Raw genomic sequence first — 16,704 nt, 5'->3', positions numbered from 1 at the left:
GAATTCTTATTTTTTTTTGAGGTTGTGTAATAAACATCACTTTTTAGAAAGTCCTTTCTCTATTTTATTGTAATACCTATCAAAAATAGCAGGCATATCTGTTTCAATGTTATCAAGCGTAAATTCTTCTTCATATAATAAGCTGTCATCTTCTTCAGAGTACCATTGCAATTTGTCTTTAACGCCTTCTGGTCTAGGGTATTCAATCACTAGTCCAACAGTATTGGGACCACGACGTGGCGAATGTGGAACTCTAGGAGGTAATAAAAAGATTTCACCTTCTTTAATATGAATATCCTTTTGAACACCTTCTTCATAAATTTTCAGTACAATATCACCTTCTACTTGATAGAAAAATTCAGGCGTTTCGTTGTAATGATAATCCTTTCTACTATTTGGTCCACCTACAACCATCACAATAAAATCGCCATCTTTCCAAACCACTTTATTGCCAACAGGAGGCTTTAGGAGGTGTCTATGTTCTTCAATCCAGGCTTTAAAATTAATAGGAGGATATATTTTACTCATAATGCTATGTTTTTGGGCGTTACTCTCTTTTGCTTAAGCTCAAGAGAGTCAGGCTTTCCGTTTTATCTTTTTGCATTTTCACTTCGAGAACCTCAGTGACCATAATGCAAAAAGGATATCACATCAATCCTTAACGCAATTCATCAATTCTATAAAATTAGTGATAAAAATCGAAAGTTTTATACTTAAAGTGACTTAGTTCTTCCGCCATCAACCGGAAGATTAATTCCGTTAATATAGGCAGCTCTTGCACTTGCCAAAAAAGTAATAGCATCAGCCAATTCTTCAGGTTTTGCAAAACGTTTAGCTGGTACAGCACTTTTCATTGCATTGGCAGATTCATCTTCAGTTTTTCCTGTTTTGGCAGATTTATTTTTTATGATTTGAGCTAAACGTTCTGTTCCTGTTGCGCCTGGAAGTACATTATTTACTGTAATTCCAAATTGACCAAGTTCATTGGCTAAAGTTTTACTCCAATTGGCAACTGCTCCACGAATGGTATTGCTCACACCTAAGCCATCTAACGGTTGTTTTACTGAGGTTGAAATCACATTAATAATTCGTCCATAATTCTCACCTTTCATAAATGGAACTACAGATTGAGCTAGCACATGATTGCATTTTAAATGCTGTGTAAAGGCACTTTCGAATTCTTCAACTTCAGCTGAGAAAACTGGTCCACCTTTTGGGCCACCTGTATTGTTAATTAAAATATGAAAGCCATGATTAGCTTCAATATAAGTTTTTACTTTTTCTTTTAACTCTTGCGGATTAGAAAAATCGGCAACAATATAATCATGTGGTCGATGTTGAGGTAACTCTGCAAGAGTCGCTTTGAGTTTGTCTTCGTTTCTTGCTACTAAAGTGACGATTGCTCCTTCTTCGGCTAAAGCTAAAGCAGTTGCTTTTCCTATTCCTGCTGTGCTTCCGCAGACTAAAGCGTATTTGTTGTTTAATTGTAAATCCATATATGTTATCCTAAACTTGACTCAGGATCTTTTTAAATTATTTTTATTTCATTAGCCATTAGCCATTAGCCATTAGCCATTAGCCATTAGCCATTAGCCATTTAATACTTAATACACACATTTTTGGCTTCAGTAAAAAAGCGCAAAGCTTCAAAACCACCTTCACGACCAACTCCAGAAGCTTTTACACCACCAAAAGGCGTTCTTAAATCGCGCATCATCCACGTGTTTATCCAAACAATTCCTGCTTGTAATTCGTTACTCATTCGCATGGTTCGTTTTAAATCGTTAGTCCAAAGTGTTGCTGAGAGTCCATATTTAACTTTATTAGCCATTTTTAATACTTCATCTTCAGAATTGAATGGCATAATCGTTACGACTGGTCCAAAAATTTCTTCTTGATTCACACGACAGTCATCATTTGGTACTTCAATAACGGTTGGCTCTAGATAGTAACCGTTTTCATAACCTTCAACTGTAACTTCATTGCCTCCACATAAAATGGTTCCATTTTCATTTTTAGCAATTTGAATATAGTCTTTTACTTTTTCTAGATGCGATTTAGAGACTAAAGCTCCAATATTGGTGTCAGCTTCCGAAGGATGGCCAACTTTGAGCTGCTTCACTTTGGCAACAAAATCGGTTTTGAATTTATCGTAGATAGATGCTTCCACAAAAATGCGGCTTCCGCAAAGGCAAATCTGACCTTGATTGGCAAACGATGAACGTACTGTTGTATTTAGCATATTATCATAATCGCAATCTGAAAAAATAATGTTTGGGTTTTTTCCGCCAAGTTCAAGTGATAATTTTTTAAACATAGGAGCTGCAACTTTTGCAATATGTGCGCCAGTTGCTGTACCTCCTGTAAATGAAATGGCTTTAATATCTGGATGCTCAATAATGGCTTGACCAGTTGATGTTCCTAATCCATGAACGATATTTAAAACGCCTTTTGGTAATCCAGCTTCATTACAAATTTCGCCTAATAAATAAGCTGTCATTGGAGTCACTTCGCTTGGTTTGGCAACGACACAATTTCCAGCGGCTAAAGCTGGTGCAATTTTCCAAGTAAAGAGATAAAGTGGTAGATTCCAAGGAGAAATACAAGCTACAACGCCAATTGGTTGACGTAAGGTGTAGTTAATTGCATTTTGTCCAACACTCTCATGACTTTCGCTCGCAAATTGCGTAATGGCATTTCCGAAAAATCGAAAGTTGCTTGCTGCTCTTGGAATATCTACAGCTTTGGCTAGAGAAACAGGTTTTCCATTATCTTTTGATTCTGCTTCAGCAAAGCGTAGTAAATTGGCTTCTAATAATTCTGAAATTTTAATGAGAATCCGACTGCGTTCTTCTAAGGTGGTTTTACTCCAAATAGGAAAAGCAGATTTTGCAGCTATATATGCATTTTCTACATCTTCTTTTGATGAGTTAGGTATTTGTCCGTACACCTCGCCATTTGAAGGATTGTAATTGTCAATCCAATGGTCTTGAATTGGATTATGAAAGTTGCCGTTAATATAGTTTAGAATGTGTTCCATAGTTGTCATTTCGAAATGAGAAGTTTTACTTCGATTGAGAAATCTACACTGAGATTCCTCGTCACTTCGTTCTGTCGGAATGACAGAGAATTTAAAATGATTGTTTGTGGCTACAAGTTAAGCGTTATTTGTATTAAAATCTAGTTTAATGCCTAAAGAATTTAATCGTAATTATTTGATGTTGTCATTTTGAAATGAGTAACGGTTGAGAAATCTTAAAATGAGATTCCTCGTCGCTACACTCTGTCGGAATGACAAATTAGTTTTTATTTTGGTTTATAAGCCATAACTTTAATCTCCACCACTAAATCTGGATGAGGTAATTGATGTACAGCTACTGTTGTTCGTGTTGGACCAGTTTCTTTGTCAAAAAATTCAGCATAAGCTTTGTTGTAATCTGCAAAGTCATTCATGTTTACTAGAAAAGAGGTAACATCGACCACATCTTTTAATGAAGCACCAACTTTGTTAAGATTACCTTCTATGTTTTTTAAGACTTCTTGGGTTTGTGTATAAGCGTTTAACTTTTTGGTTCCCATGTCATCAATGATATCAACTCCAGCAATACTATTATCAGGTCGACGAGAACTAGTTCCTGAAACGAAAATAAAATCGCCAACTTGTTTGACGTGTGGATAAGCGCCTCTTGGTGTTACAATTTTTTCACTCATAATTATTAGTGTAATCCAGCAATTTTGTCATCCTCTAAAATTGCTTCGGTTTCTGATTGTACTTTATCTAAAATATCTTTTATATCATCTTTAGTAGAAATAATTCCATCAGCTAGCATATTTAAAATGGCTTTGTCTTGAGCTCGACCTCTTAGCATGGCTTCACGATAGCCAATATGCTCGTTAAAGGTAACTAAGCTGTATTTTGATGAATAGTCTTCTGGAAATTGTTCTTCTAAAGCCATTTCAATTTTGCGTTTTTCTTGAAATATGGCTTGACCTACATGGTCTTTCATTTCGTGAAAATTATCTATGGCTAAATCTGCAATTGCATCTGTGTCTTTTTTTCTGCTTTTTTCGTAAGTCTCGAAAGTAGCTTTCCAACTGCCTAGATTTTGATCTAATATTTTATCAAACTCCACGACATCTTCAAAAGAGGCGTTCATTCCTTGTCCGTAAAATGGTACAATTGCATGAGCTGAATCTCCCATGAGTAAGGTGTTTCCTTTATAATGCCAAGGTGAACACTTTACAGTGCCTAAGGCTGAAGTTGGATTTTCGAAAAAATCTTCTGCTAAGTTTGGCATTAATTCCAGAGCATCTGGAAATTCCTTTTGAAAGAATTCGGTAACCATTTCTGGTGTGGTTAAATTATTGAAATTGTACTCACCTTCATCGTAACTTAAAAATAAAGTTACTGTAAAACTGCCATCCAAATTAGGTAAAGCAATGAGCATAAAATCACCTCTAGGCCAAATGTGAAGTGCGTTTTTGTAAGTTTTGTAACCACCATCTTTGGTTGGTAGAATGGATAATTCTTTATAACCATGTGTTAACCAATCTTGACTAAAACTAAATAAGAATTTCTTTTCGAGATAGTAACTGCGTCGCAAAGCAGAACCTGCGCCATCGGTTGCAATAATGCAATCGGCATCTTCTATAAATTCATTTTTGGTGTGGTAATCTTTGAATAAGGCTGTGGTGTTTTCAAAATTGACCGACTTACATTTTTTATTAAAATGGATGGTTACATTTTCGTGTTTTTCAGCTTCTGTGAGTAATAAACCGTTGAGCTCACCTCTAGAAATAGAGTTGATGTATTCATAATCACGACCACTATAATTAGATAAAAAGGTATTGCCTTCTTTGTCATGAAGCATCCTTCCATTCATTGGAATACATAGTTTTTCAACTTTATCTTCTATGCCAACGAGTTTCATGGCTTTGTTGCCACGATCTGAAAATGCCAAGTTAATAGATCGTCCTGCAGAAATATCTGTAGCACGTAAATCTGGACGCATTTCATAAACGGTTACATTGTAGCCTCGTTGACCTAATCTTAAAGCAAGAAGGCTTCCGCAGAGACCTGCGCCAATAATTAGTATGTTTTGTTGCTTATTCATAGGTTGTTTGTCTGGACGAGCGCAGTCGAGAGCTCTCGACTGCGCTCGAGGTGACATATTTAATTTAAAATTGTTTTTAATCGTTCTACAAATTTATAAACATCCATATAAGAATTGTAGAGTGGAACTGGAGCACAACGTATCACATCTGGTTCTCTCCAATCGGTTATGATGCCAGCTTCTGTTAATTTATTATGCAAGGTTTTATCTGCATTTTTAACTTGAATAGATAACTGGCAACCACGTTCGTTAGGATTACTTGGTGTGATGATTTTTATATCGTCATTATTTAATTCGTTTAACAAAAACTCAAAATAGCCTGTTAGATGTTTTGATTTTTTACATAGTCTATCAAATTCAGCAGTTTTGAATACATCTAAAGACGCACGAATGGCAGCCATAGATAGAATTGGAGGATTACTCAATTGCCAACCTTCGGCTCCTGGTAATTGATCGAATTCATCACGCATTCTAAAACGTGTTTGCTTATTATGAGACCACCAACCTGTAAATCGGTTAAGGTCTTTATTATGTGCATGACGTTCATGCACAAATGCTCCTGACAAGCTTCCTGGTCCAGAATTTAAATACTTATACGAGCACCAAACGGCAAAGTCTGCTCCAGAATCATGAAGGTTTAGCTTTACATTTCCTGCACCATGAGCACAATCAAAACCAACAATACAACCATGAGAATGTCCTAAATCTGCAATTCGTTTTAGATCGAAAAATTGTCCAGTGTAATAGTTGACACCACCAATCATAATGAGTGCAATTTCATCACCTTGCTCTTTTAAGATGTGTTCTAAATCTTCATAATTGGTAAGTTCTTCACCTTCGCGAGCTTTCCAAAGGATTAAACCATCTTTATCATCATAACCATGATGACGCAATTGTGATTCTACAGCATATTTGTCACTAGGAAAAGCATCAGCTTCAATTAAAATTTTATAACGTTTAGATGTAGGTTTGTAAAAACTTACCATCATAAAATGAAGGTTTGCTGTAAGTGAATTCATTACCACAACTTCTAAAGGTTTTGCACCAACAATTTCAGCCATGGTTTCTGTTAAGAATTCATGATAATGTAACCAAGGGTTTTTACCTTCAGTGTGTCCTTCTACGCCAAGATTTGCCCAATCTTCTAGTTCTTGATTGATATAATCTTTTGTGATTTTTGGTTGTAATCCTAAAGAATTTCCTGTCATGTAGATAAGCTCATTGCCATCATTGTCTTTAGGCATATGAAATTGGGTTCTGAAGGATTTTAATTCGTCATTTTGGTCTTGTTGTTGTGCAAACTCAAGACCTAATTTAAAGTTGGACAAAGTGTTTTATTTTTATGATACCTAACAAAAATAAGAATAATTACCTTAGAAAGGAATAGTTAAAAGCTTCAATTTTTTAGAACATGTCTTCATTGATTTTTTTAGTATCTTTAAAGAAATCGTTGACGTATGGGAAAGACAAAAGAGTATAGTAATGGAGAAGTTACTATTGTTTGGAAGCCTGATGCTTGCATTCATTCAGCTATATGTGTTAAAGGATTGGGTAATGTTTTTAAACCCAAAGAAAGACCTTGGATAAAAATTGATGCGGCTTCTACTGAAGATTTAGTTAATCAAGTAAAAGCTTGTCCATCTGGTGCTTTAAGTTTTTATATGAATGAAGAAGGGAATAAGACGTCTGAAACTTTAGAAACAAAAGTTGAGGTTTTAAAGGATGGACCGCTTTTAGTTTATGGTACTTTAAAGGTTACCCATAAAGATGGAAAAGAAGAAATCAAAAATAGAACAACTGCATTTTGCAGATGTGGTGCTTCTCAAAACAAACCTTATTGTGATGGAAACCATGTTGATGATGGCTTTACAGGATAAGTAAAAAGTGCTTCAGCTAAGTAGCCAAAGCACTTTGAATATATATAGACGCAAATGCGGAATAATATACTTTATATACGTCTTAAGGTCGTAGTTTAGATGTTTTCCTTACAAAAAAAATTAGTTCACCTTTATATTTGAAAAGAATAGATTAAAATCACCTTCTTTCATCTTATGGTCTGTTGCAATTTTAATTCCATTATATGTTTTGTAGTTTTCAAAGGTCGTAGACATTGATGGTGTTTCAGAATTACCTTCTCTAAAAATCCACTCTCTAATCAAATAATCATCACTAAAATAAATATCGTAAGCGTCACCAGGTGTATAACCACCTTCATTTCCATAAGTTAAAGTGATTTTATTAAGTGTGTTTTTTGAAATTGGAGCTTCAGTTTTTGTAGGTTTTGAAATAGTTGTGCCTTCGTCCCAAATGAGTTGAAACGGAACGAGCAACCAAAATTTATCATTAATAAATCCTTTATCAGCGTTTAGAGATAAACTATCGACTGATTTTCTGTTATATGATATTGTATCTTGGTCTGAAACTAAGGTAATGTCATTCGTTTTAGGACTCCAAGTCCAAGAACGTCCTGAAGTATTTCCATTTCGATTTACGTTAAATCTAAATTTTATTTGATTGACATTGTTCCAGTTTTTAAAGCCATGAGCATTAGCTATTTTTTCTGCGATAGCGATTTCTTTAGTTGTTTCGGTTGAAGTAACAGAAATAGGTTGACGTTCATTGGTTTCAGATTTGCATGAAAGCATAACAAGAGCCATGCATAAAATTGAAAGTAATCGATTCATAAATTTATTTTTTGCAAAAATATTGTTTTACAATGCAATTTTAAGCCAATTTTTGAAAGCTTTAAGATTAATTCTTCAAGAATCATTATTTTAGGTTTTTTATAGAAATCATGAGTAACAAATATTTTGAAACTAATAGAAATACATGGAATGAAAAGGTGAAAATTCATTCTAAGAGTGACATGTATAATTTGGAAGCTTTTAAAAAAGGGAAGTCATCATTAATGACTTACGAATTAAATGCACTTGGTGATGTAAACGGAAAGTCATTATTGCATTTGCAATGTCACTTTGGGCAAGATACTTTAAGTTGGAGTAGAGCAGGAGCGAAATGTGTAGGTGTAGATTTAAGTGACGAAGGTATTGCTTTGGCACAACAATTAAATGAAGAATTGCAATTAGATGCAAAGTTTGTGAGATGTAATGTTTTAGATACTTCGGAATATATTGATGATACTTTTGATATTGTATTTACGTCTTATGGAGTGATTGGATGGTTGCCAGATTTAAAACCTTGGGCAAAAATGATTGCAGAACGTTTAAAAAAAGGAGGCGTGTTTTATATGGCTGAATTTCATCCTATTGTTTGGATGTTTGATTATTTGGATGGAAAACAAATTATGAAGTATGGATATATGCAAGATGAAGTAATTTATGAAGAATATGAAGGTACTTATGCCAATCAAAATTCAAAAATGATAAGTAAGGAGTATGGCTGGAATCATGGTTTAAGTGAAGTGATTAATGCATTAATTGAAGCTGGATTGCAAATTGATTATTTGAATGAATATGATGAAAGTCCATACAATGTATTACCAGATTTAGAAACCACAAAATCTGGTATGTATGCAACTAAAGATAGATTATATCCTTTAATATTTGAAATAAAGGCAACAAAATGAGATCTTTTTATGGTTTTTCAGAGCGAAATGAAATAAAGCGATGAATCTTTAACTTTATAGATTCTTCACGACGCTGTGCTTCGTTCTGAATGACATCGTTTAATTAATGATTTTCTTTTAAAATTTCTGGCATTTTAGCCTGAAAACGTCTTAACCTAGGAATAGATATGTTCTTGATGTAGTTATTATTTGGATGCAATTTTTCGTAGTCTTGATGATAATCTTCAGCAACCCAAAACTTTTGAAATGGATACACTTCGGCAGCGATTTTGGCATTTAGTTTTTTTGCTAAGGCTGCTTTTTTCTTTTCGATAATATTTTTTTGAGAGTTGTTTTGATAAAAAATAATCGAGCGATATTGCGAACCATGATCTGGACCTTGACCATTAACTTGTGTTGGATTTTGAGAAGCAAAATACACATCGACAAGCGTAGCAAAACTCACAATATTTGGATCGTAAATAACTTCAACAGCTTCGGCATGACCTGTTCTTCCTGTATTACTTAATTGATATGTTGGATGGTCTGTAAATCCACCAGAATATCCACTTATTGCCTCTTCAACACCTTTAACACTTTCATATACAGCTTCAACACACCAAAAACAACCACTTGCAAAATAAGCTCTAGCTTTTCCATTTTCTAACGGAACTTCAATAGGATTTGCATTAATGACTGCTTGTTGTTCTTTGCTAATTTGAGCTGAGTTTTGACAACTAAATAATACGATTGCGATTAAGGTTGTAAAATATGTTTTCATGACTTCTGAATTGATTTTTTAGTATGTCGAAATATGAGATTAAACCTTAAAATAAATTAGTGAAAATTTTCATAAATAAAAAAAGCCTTCAATAATAGAAGGCTTTTTTAATTATGATGTAAATGTTTACTATAGTTTAGCAAACATTTTTTCCATTTTAGTTTTTTCTTCTTCAGCTAATTGTGCATCTACTAAAATTCGTCCACTATGCTCATCTGTAATTACTTTTTTACGTGAAGCGATTTCAACTTGAATTTGTGGTGGAATTGTAAAGAATGAACCTCCAGAAGCACCTCTTTCAATTGGTACAACAGCTAATCCGTTTTTTACGTTATTTCTAATACGTAAGTAAGCGTTAACTAAACGATCATCTAATTTCTTTTGAAAATCTTCAGATTTTTTAATTAAAGCATCTTCTTCTTTTTGTGTTTCAGCTAAAATTTCATTTAACTCGCCACGCTTGTGCTTTAAATGTGTTTGACGATCTTTAAGTTTGTTTTTAGTTTCAGAAATCACTTCTTTTTTCTGCTCAATCTGAACTTTAAATTCTTTAATGTGCTTTTCAGCCAATTGAATTTCTAACTCTTGAAATTCAACTTCCTTTGTTAAAGAGTTGTATTCTCTGTTATTTCTAACATTCTTTTGTTGCTCGCTATACTTTTTTATCAGTGCTTTAGCTTCTTCTATTAGGTTTTTCTTTCCTTTGATTTGATCGTCAATAAGCTCTAAGTTAGTGCTTAATTTTTCAAGTCTAGTGTTTAAACCTTCAACTTCATCTTCTAAATCTTGAACCTCAAGTGGTAATTCTCCTCTAAGGTTTCTAATTTCATCTACTCTTGAGTCAATTAATTGTAAATCGTACAATGCTCTTAATCGATCTTCAACAGATGCTTCAGCTTTTTTTGCCATAATTATAAATACTTTACCGGATTTGTATTTGTCGTTGATAAAACGACTGCAAAATTAGTAATTTTTTTTGAGAGATAGTCTACTAAAAAGTTTTTTGTGAATTGTTCACTTTCATAATGCCCAATATCTGCTACAATAATGTCATTTTCTGCTGAAAAGAAATCGTGATATTTTAAATCTGAAGTCACTAAAACATCAGCTCCTGCTGCTTTAGCTGCAGCAATTGCAAAACTTCCTGAGCCTCCTAAAACTGCAATTTTTGAAACTTGATTTTTTATCAATTTTGAATGTCTAATGCAAGATGCCTTCATTTTGTCTTTTACAAACTGAAGAAAAGTTTCTGTGTTTTGAGCAGATTCTAATTCGCCAAGCATTCCGATGCCAATATTTTGATTGTAATTATCGAGTGTTGTGACTTCAAAAGCAACTTCTTCGTAAGGATGGTGTTCAAAAAGTGTATTTAAAAGTTTAGATTCTACATGTTTATTGAAGGTTACAGAAATTTGAGTTTCAGGTTCTTCATGCAATTCTCCTTTTTTTCCAACTTGCGGATTCGAATTTTCATTGCCTCTATATGTGCCTTTGCCTTTAGTATTAAAACTGCAATTGTCATAGTTACCAATATTGCCAGCTCCAGCTTTAAATAGTTCAGTTCTTAAAGCTTCAGCATTTTGAGTTGGAACATAAGTTGTTAGTTTTTTTATGGTTCCTTTTTGCGGAATTAAAATCTTTTTGTTTGTTAAGCCTAATGTATTGCAAATAATATCGTTTACACCTTTAAGTGCATTGTCTAAAGCAGTATGAATAGCATAAATAGCAATATCGTTTTTAATGGCTTTTAAAACGGTTCGCTCTACATAAGATTTTCCTGTAATTTTTTTTAGACCTTTAAAAATAATAGGATGAAAACTTACAATGAGGTTGCAATTTTTTTCAATGGCTTCGTCAACTACTGCTTCCAAAGTGTCTAAAGTAACAAGAACACCAGAAACTTTAGCGTGTTTATCTCCAACTAGAAGTCCGACATTATCAAAGTCTTCTGCATAATTTAGTGGAGCCAATTCTTCTAAGTAGCTAATAACCTCTTTTATTTGCATAATTCTGAATTTGTTTCAAATATAAAATTTTATAGTCATTTTGATATGTTTATCTTAGCAATTGATTTTATGCTATGAAGCTACTTCGATATATTCTTTTTCCTGTGGTTCCTATTTATTTTTTAGTGACTTGGCTAAGAAATAAGTTATATGATATGGGATGGAAATCTTCTAAGAGTTTTGATATTCCTATTATTTGTGTTGGGAATTTAAGTGTTGGTGGCACAGGAAAAACACCAACAATAGAATATCTTATCAAGCTTTTAAGTCCGAATTATAAAGTGGCAACTTTAAGTAGAGGTTACAAGCGCAATTCTTCGGGTTTTATAATTGCAGATGATCAATGTACTGCAGCTTCAATTGGAGATGAACCCTTTCAGTTTTATAACAAATTTAAAGCTATTATTGTCGCTGTTGATGCAGACAGACGTCACGGAATTTCAGAATTAATTAAGCAGAAACAACCAGATATTATTTTATTAGATGATGCCTTTCAGCATAGAAAAGTAAAAGCTGGATTTAATGTTTTACTCACATCATTTGACAATTTATATGTTGATGATTTTGTGTTGCCAACAGGAAATTTGAGAGAACCTAAATCTGGAGCTAAAAGAGCTAATGTTATTGTGGTAACTAAATGTCCTGAAACGATTTCTGATTCTGAAAAAAAATCAATTATTAAACGACTGAAGCCTTTATCGCATCAAACGGTGTTTTTTAGTTCGATACAATATTCTGAAGAGATTTTGAATGCTAATGAAAGTTTAGCCTTATCTGAATTAAAAGGAGAAAAGTTTACCTTAGTAACAGGAATTGCTAATCCGAAACCATTGGAGAATTTTTTAGATAATGAAGGCTTACAATTTGAGCATTTAAAATTTAAAGACCATCACAATTTTACTGAAAGTGATATTTCGTTATTGAAAACAAAGGAACGAATAGTAACTACCGAAAAGGATTATGTGAGATTGTCACCTTATTTTAAGGATGAAAAACGATTGTTTTATTTGCCAATTGAATTTAAAATAGACGCTCTCGAAATATTTGAAAAATCGATTTTAAGCTATTTAAAATCTTAAGTTAAACAGAAGGTGTTGTTTTTTCGTTTTCTGCTAAAGCTTCATACAATTTCTTTTCAAAATCTTCTTGTTTAAACGGTTTAGAGATGATATCATCAAATCCTGCTTCGTCAAACTCGTGCATTTTGTCTTCTAAAGTTACAGCTGTAAGCGCGAAAATAGTAAGCTCTTTGTCGAATGTTCTAATTCTTTTTGTGGCTTCTAGTCCACTAATTCCAGGCATGTGAATGTCCATAAGGACAACGTCGTAAGTGTTTTCTCTTACTTTTTCAACAGCTGCTTCACCATTATCTACGATTTCACATTCAAGATTCATCTTATTTAAGATTTTCTTGGTAATCATTTGATTGATTTTGTTGTCTTCAACAATCAAAATTTTAATGTTGCTAATGTCCAATTTGCTAATGTTTTTAGAGTAATCCTCTTTAATAATTTTAACTTCTTCTGGAGCGTAGGTCAATGGGATTTCAAAAAAGAAAGTTGTTCCTTTTCCGAGTTCACTTTTGAGGTAAATTTTTCCTTTTAATATTTCAATTAATCCTTTTACAATGGAAAGACCTAAACCAGTTCCACCATATTTTCGATTAATTTGTATGGAGCCTTGGGAGAAGCTCTCAAACATATTTTCTTGTTTTTCTTTAGAGATTCCTATACCATTATCTTCAATTTCAAATCTTAAAATGTGATCGTTTCCTTTTTTAGAGATACTGTATACTCTTACCCAAATGTCTCCATCTTTAGTGAACTTGATTGAGTTTCCGATAAGGTTAATTAGGATTTGAGAAATTTTTAAATTATCTCCAATAAAAGTATGAGGCAAATCTTTTTGATACTCATAATGCATCACAACATTGTTGTCTAATGCCGAATTGTTAAGCGCAGACACAACGTTCTCTACTTTCATTTTTAAGTTAAATTGAACAGGATCAAGTTCTACTTTATTAGCTTCAATTTTATTAATTTGAAGAATATCATTAATAAACGTTAACAGATAATCTCCTGAAAATTTTAAAGATTTTAAATGTGGAATTTGGTGTTCTTTTGGATCTTCATCTAAAAGCATATTTGTTAAACCAGTTACAGCATATAAAGGCGTTCTAAGCTCATGAGTTACTGTAGATAAAAAGTTAGCTTTGGTTTTTGAAGCTTGTTCAGCTTTACGCATGGCTTCAACCAGATCGTCATTTTTTTCATGAAGCATGTTATTAGACTTCAATCTAATGTTGTTGTTCTTGTATAAGGCTAAGGTTAATAACGATAAAATGGTGATAAGTGCAATACTTAAAATGGTTGTAATTTTTGCTAAGCTACTTTCCGATTCCTGTTCTTCTATTATTGTTTTTAGCTTTTCGTAATCTGCGGCATTGTAGGCGTCAATATATTCGGCACGTTTTTCAGGCAATAGGTTTTCTCGTTTAACATTGAGAATAGAATCCGAAAGTTGCACATGTTTATTTAAATACTCATGAGCTAATTTAAAATCAGCTTGGTCTTTATAAATATTACTAAGCGTGATATAAGCTTCGTTAGTGTTTTCAATAAAACCATTATCATCAGCAATATTTAAGCCTTCTTCTGTCATAGAAATAGCTAATTTGTTATTTCCAAGCTTGTCTATAGTTTTTCCGCTGTAAATTAAGGCATTTGATAAAATGTTATTTTGGTTATATTTTCTAGCGAGAACAATAGTTTGTTCTAATAAAGATTTGGCTGTTTTATAATCTTTAAGTTTTAGATTTACTTTGGCTTCATTTAATGTAACTTCAGGGATATAACGGTCTAGATCTTCTTCTTCAAATTTAGTTTTTGCAGAATTGAAATAATCTAAAGCGGTTTGGTATTCTTTTTTGCTAGCATGAAGTGAGCCTCTAATGCTATAAGTTGTAGCTAAATTGCCATAATCACTTATTTCACGCTGAATTTCAGCAGCTTTGGTTAGTGAAATTAAAGCATTATCATATTCGTTAACAGTAAATTGAAGTTTGGCAATTTTAGTATGAATTTCGCCTTCACTTTTTCTATCGCTTATTTTTTCAGCGATAGTAAGTGCTTTTTCTAGGTTGTTTTTTGCATTAAAATAATCGCCTCTATCACTATCAAAACTTGATTGAGTGATAAGGTTTTCAATGCGCATTTTCAATATATCAACATCTTCTTCTGAATCAACTTGAGCAGAAACAAAGGTCGATAAAGTGATTAAAAAAGCTAATATGTAATACTTGATTTGGGACATAACTTTGCCACTTTATTTGGACAAATATAATTATTTATTCGATAAACGTACTAATTTCATCGATAAATTGCAAATTAAATCTAAGATTCTTGAAGAATAGCCTGTTTCATTATCGTACCAGCCCACAATTTTTATCATATTTCCAATAACTGAAGTCATTTGAGAATCAAATATGCAAGAATGTGTGTTTCCTACAATATCTATAGAAACAATTGGATCTTCAGTATATTGAAGAATTCCTTTGAGGTGTTCTTGAGAGGCAATTTTGAATGCTTCATTAATATCTTCAATAGTGACTGTACGTTCAATATTAAAGGTGATATCTGTTAATGAACCATTTGCAACAGGAACTCTTATTCCGCAACCACCAATAACATCAGATAAATCGGGAAAAATTTTGGTTAAGGCTTTTGCAGCTCCAGTTGTTGTTGGAACTATAGATTGTCCTGCTGCTCTTGCGCGTCGTAAATCTTTGTGAGGTTGGTCGTGTAAACTCTGATCTGTGGTATACGAATGCACAGTTGTAATATAGGCTTGTTTTACTCCACAAAGTTCATTAATTACAGAAATCATTGGAGCAGCATTATTAGTAGTGCAAGATGCATTTGAAATAATTGACTCGTTTCCTTCAACGACATTGTCATTGACACCTAAAACCACAGTTTTTATGTCATCTTCAATTGGTGGAACAGATAAAACAACTTGTTTTGCACCATTTTTTATATGGTGTTCTAAATCTGAAGTTGTTTTAAACTTTCCGGTAGCTTCAATTACAAAATCGACATTATAAGGAGTCCAGTCGATATGTTTTGGATGATTTTGGTTTAATAGAGGAATAGAATTATTATTGATAATAATCTCATTTTCAGAGCATGATATCTCATGTTTTGAAACACCATGAATGCTATCGTATTTAAGTAAATGACTAAGAGTTTTGGTGTCAGCAAGATCGTTTATGGCAACAACCTGAATGTCATCTCTATCTTGAATAAGTCTAAAAACTCGTCTTCCAATACGACCAAAACCATTAATTGCAACCTTAATCATTTAGTTGATATGTTTTTGTGCTTTATACGAAGATCTTACTAAGGCACTACTTTCTACGTGACGAAATCCTAAATCTAATCCTATTTGTTTATATTCATCAAACTGTTCAGGAGTTACAAACTGTTTTACAGGTAAGTGCTTTTTACTAGGCTGAAGGTATTGTCCAATTGTCACTACATCTACATCATTATCCTTAAGGTCGTGAAGTGTTTCAATCACTTCGTCACGAGTTTCACCTAAGCCTAACATGATACCAGATTTAGTACGACGCTGACCTTGTTGCTTTAAATATTTAAGAACGTGCATGCTACGATCGTATTTTGCTTGAATACGAACGTCACGAGTTAAACGTCTTACAGTTTCGATATTATGAGAGACTACTTCTGGAGCAACATCAATAATTCGATCAATATGTTGTTCTATACCTTGAAAATCTGGAATAAGTGTTTCTAGAGTCGTTTCGGGATTCATGCGTCTAACCGCTTTAACGGTTTCGCTCCACATAATGCTTCCCATATCTTTTAGATCATCTCTATCTACACTGGTTAATACAGCATGCTTAATTTGCATGAGTTTGATAGAACGTGCTACTTTTTCAGGTTCGTCCCAATCTACCGTTTCTGGTCGACCAGTTTTTACACCACAAAATCCGCAAGAACGCGTGCAAATGTTGCCTAAAATCATAAATGTAGCAGTCCCTTCGCCCCAACATTCTCCCATATTCGGACAACTTCCTGAGGTACAAATGGTGTTTAATTTATATTTATCGACAAGACCTCTTAATTCGGTGTATTTTTTTCCTGTTGGAAGCTTAACACGAAGCCATTTTGGCTTAGGTTGACGTGCTGTAGTTGTATTTGAAGCGACTTCTGTACTCAT

General features: G+C 33.3%; 16 protein-coding genes. 3 read left to right on the top strand and 13 right to left on the bottom strand.

From position 1 onward, the window contains the following. Positions 1–36: 36 nt before the first annotated feature. The 6 genes from ACP15M_RS11525 to kynU all read right to left on the bottom strand — a co-directional run bounded on the left by ACP15M_RS11525 (position 37) and on the right by kynU (position 6,442). Positions 37–528 carry a 3-hydroxyanthranilate 3,4-dioxygenase gene (locus ACP15M_RS11525; RefSeq protein WP_425077360.1) on the bottom strand — a complete coding sequence of 164 codons (492 nt, stop codon included), beginning with the start codon at positions 526–528 and terminating at the stop codon, positions 37–39. A 185-nt stretch (positions 529–713) separates the two neighbouring features. Further along, a complete protein-coding gene (locus ACP15M_RS11520; RefSeq protein WP_425077359.1) occupies positions 714–1,496 on the bottom strand; it encodes an SDR family oxidoreductase in 783 nt (260 codons plus the stop codon). Between the two features lie 101 nt (positions 1,497–1,597). Then, positions 1,598–3,040 (bottom strand): aldehyde dehydrogenase, encoded by a 1,443-nt coding sequence (locus tag ACP15M_RS11515; RefSeq protein WP_425077358.1) that lies wholly within the window; start codon positions 3,038–3,040, stop codon positions 1,598–1,600. Positions 3,041–3,306: 266 nt separating this feature from the next. Continuing rightward, positions 3,307–3,711: a RidA family protein gene (locus tag ACP15M_RS11510; RefSeq protein ID WP_425077357.1), complete on the bottom strand. Its 405-nt coding sequence runs from the start codon at positions 3,709–3,711 to the stop codon at positions 3,307–3,309. A 5-nt stretch (positions 3,712–3,716) separates the two neighbouring features. Next, entirely contained in the window at positions 3,717–5,114 is a 1,398-nt protein-coding gene (locus ACP15M_RS11505) for an FAD-dependent oxidoreductase (protein ID WP_425077356.1), read from the bottom strand. Between the two features lie 59 nt (positions 5,115–5,173). Further along, entirely contained in the window at positions 5,174–6,442 is a 1,269-nt protein-coding gene (kynU, locus tag ACP15M_RS11500; RefSeq protein WP_425077355.1) for a kynureninase, read from the bottom strand. Positions 6,443–6,571: 129 nt separating this feature from the next. Here kynU and ACP15M_RS11495 point away from each other — a divergent pair, with 129 nt between their 5' ends. Further along, complete coding sequence (locus ACP15M_RS11495; RefSeq protein WP_425077354.1) at positions 6,572–6,991, top strand: (4Fe-4S)-binding protein; 420 nt, start codon at positions 6,572–6,574, stop codon at positions 6,989–6,991. 120 nt (positions 6,992–7,111) lie between these two features. Here the strand turns inward: ACP15M_RS11495 and ACP15M_RS11490 are convergent, their stop codons facing one another. Next, positions 7,112–7,798 carry a hypothetical protein gene (locus tag ACP15M_RS11490; RefSeq protein ID WP_425077353.1) on the bottom strand — a complete coding sequence of 229 codons (687 nt, stop codon included), beginning with the start codon at positions 7,796–7,798 and terminating at the stop codon, positions 7,112–7,114. Between the two features lie 110 nt (positions 7,799–7,908). Between ACP15M_RS11490 and ACP15M_RS11485 the strand changes: the two genes are divergently transcribed. Further along, a complete protein-coding gene (locus tag ACP15M_RS11485) occupies positions 7,909–8,700 on the top strand; it encodes a class I SAM-dependent methyltransferase (RefSeq protein WP_425077352.1) in 792 nt (263 codons plus the stop codon). 103 nt (positions 8,701–8,803) lie between these two features. Here the strand turns inward: ACP15M_RS11485 and msrA are convergent, their stop codons facing one another. The 3 genes from msrA to ACP15M_RS11470 all read right to left on the bottom strand — a co-directional run bounded on the left by msrA (position 8,804) and on the right by ACP15M_RS11470 (position 11,466). Then, positions 8,804–9,460 (bottom strand): peptide-methionine (S)-S-oxide reductase MsrA, encoded by a 657-nt coding sequence (gene msrA / locus ACP15M_RS11480; protein WP_425077351.1) that lies wholly within the window; start codon positions 9,458–9,460, stop codon positions 8,804–8,806. Between the two features lie 129 nt (positions 9,461–9,589). Then, positions 9,590–10,369 (bottom strand): zinc ribbon domain-containing protein, encoded by a 780-nt coding sequence (locus tag ACP15M_RS11475; protein WP_425077350.1) that lies wholly within the window; start codon positions 10,367–10,369, stop codon positions 9,590–9,592. A 2-nt stretch (positions 10,370–10,371) separates the two neighbouring features. After that, entirely contained in the window at positions 10,372–11,466 is a 1,095-nt protein-coding gene (locus tag ACP15M_RS11470; protein ID WP_425077349.1) for a Nif3-like dinuclear metal center hexameric protein, read from the bottom strand. Between the two features lie 74 nt (positions 11,467–11,540). Between ACP15M_RS11470 and lpxK the strand changes: the two genes are divergently transcribed. Beyond that, on the top strand, positions 11,541–12,545 hold the full coding sequence (gene lpxK, locus ACP15M_RS11465) for a tetraacyldisaccharide 4'-kinase (protein WP_425077348.1): 1,005 nt from the start codon (positions 11,541–11,543) through the stop codon (positions 12,543–12,545). A 1-nt stretch (position 12,546) separates the two neighbouring features. Here the strand turns inward: lpxK and ACP15M_RS11460 are convergent, their stop codons facing one another. The 3 genes from ACP15M_RS11460 to lipA are packed head-to-tail and all read right to left on the bottom strand — an operon-like array spanning position 12,547 to position 16,704. Further along, entirely contained in the window at positions 12,547–14,778 is a 2,232-nt protein-coding gene (locus tag ACP15M_RS11460; RefSeq protein ID WP_425077347.1) for an ATP-binding protein, read from the bottom strand. Positions 14,779–14,808: 30 nt separating this feature from the next. Further along, positions 14,809–15,825, bottom strand: a complete 1,017-nt coding sequence (gene gap, locus ACP15M_RS11455; protein ID WP_425077346.1) for a type I glyceraldehyde-3-phosphate dehydrogenase — start codon at positions 15,823–15,825, stop codon at positions 14,809–14,811. Beyond that, on the bottom strand, positions 15,826–16,704 hold the full coding sequence (gene lipA, locus ACP15M_RS11450) for a lipoyl synthase (protein ID WP_425077345.1): 879 nt from the start codon (positions 16,702–16,704) through the stop codon (positions 15,826–15,828).

It is taken from the genome of Psychroserpens sp. S379A, from assembly GCF_049800755.1.
Taxonomy (GTDB): domain Bacteria; phylum Bacteroidota; class Bacteroidia; order Flavobacteriales; family Flavobacteriaceae; genus Psychroserpens.
The sequence above is the reverse complement of the archived record's forward strand: the minus strand, read 5'-3'. Positions and strand labels throughout refer to the sequence as shown.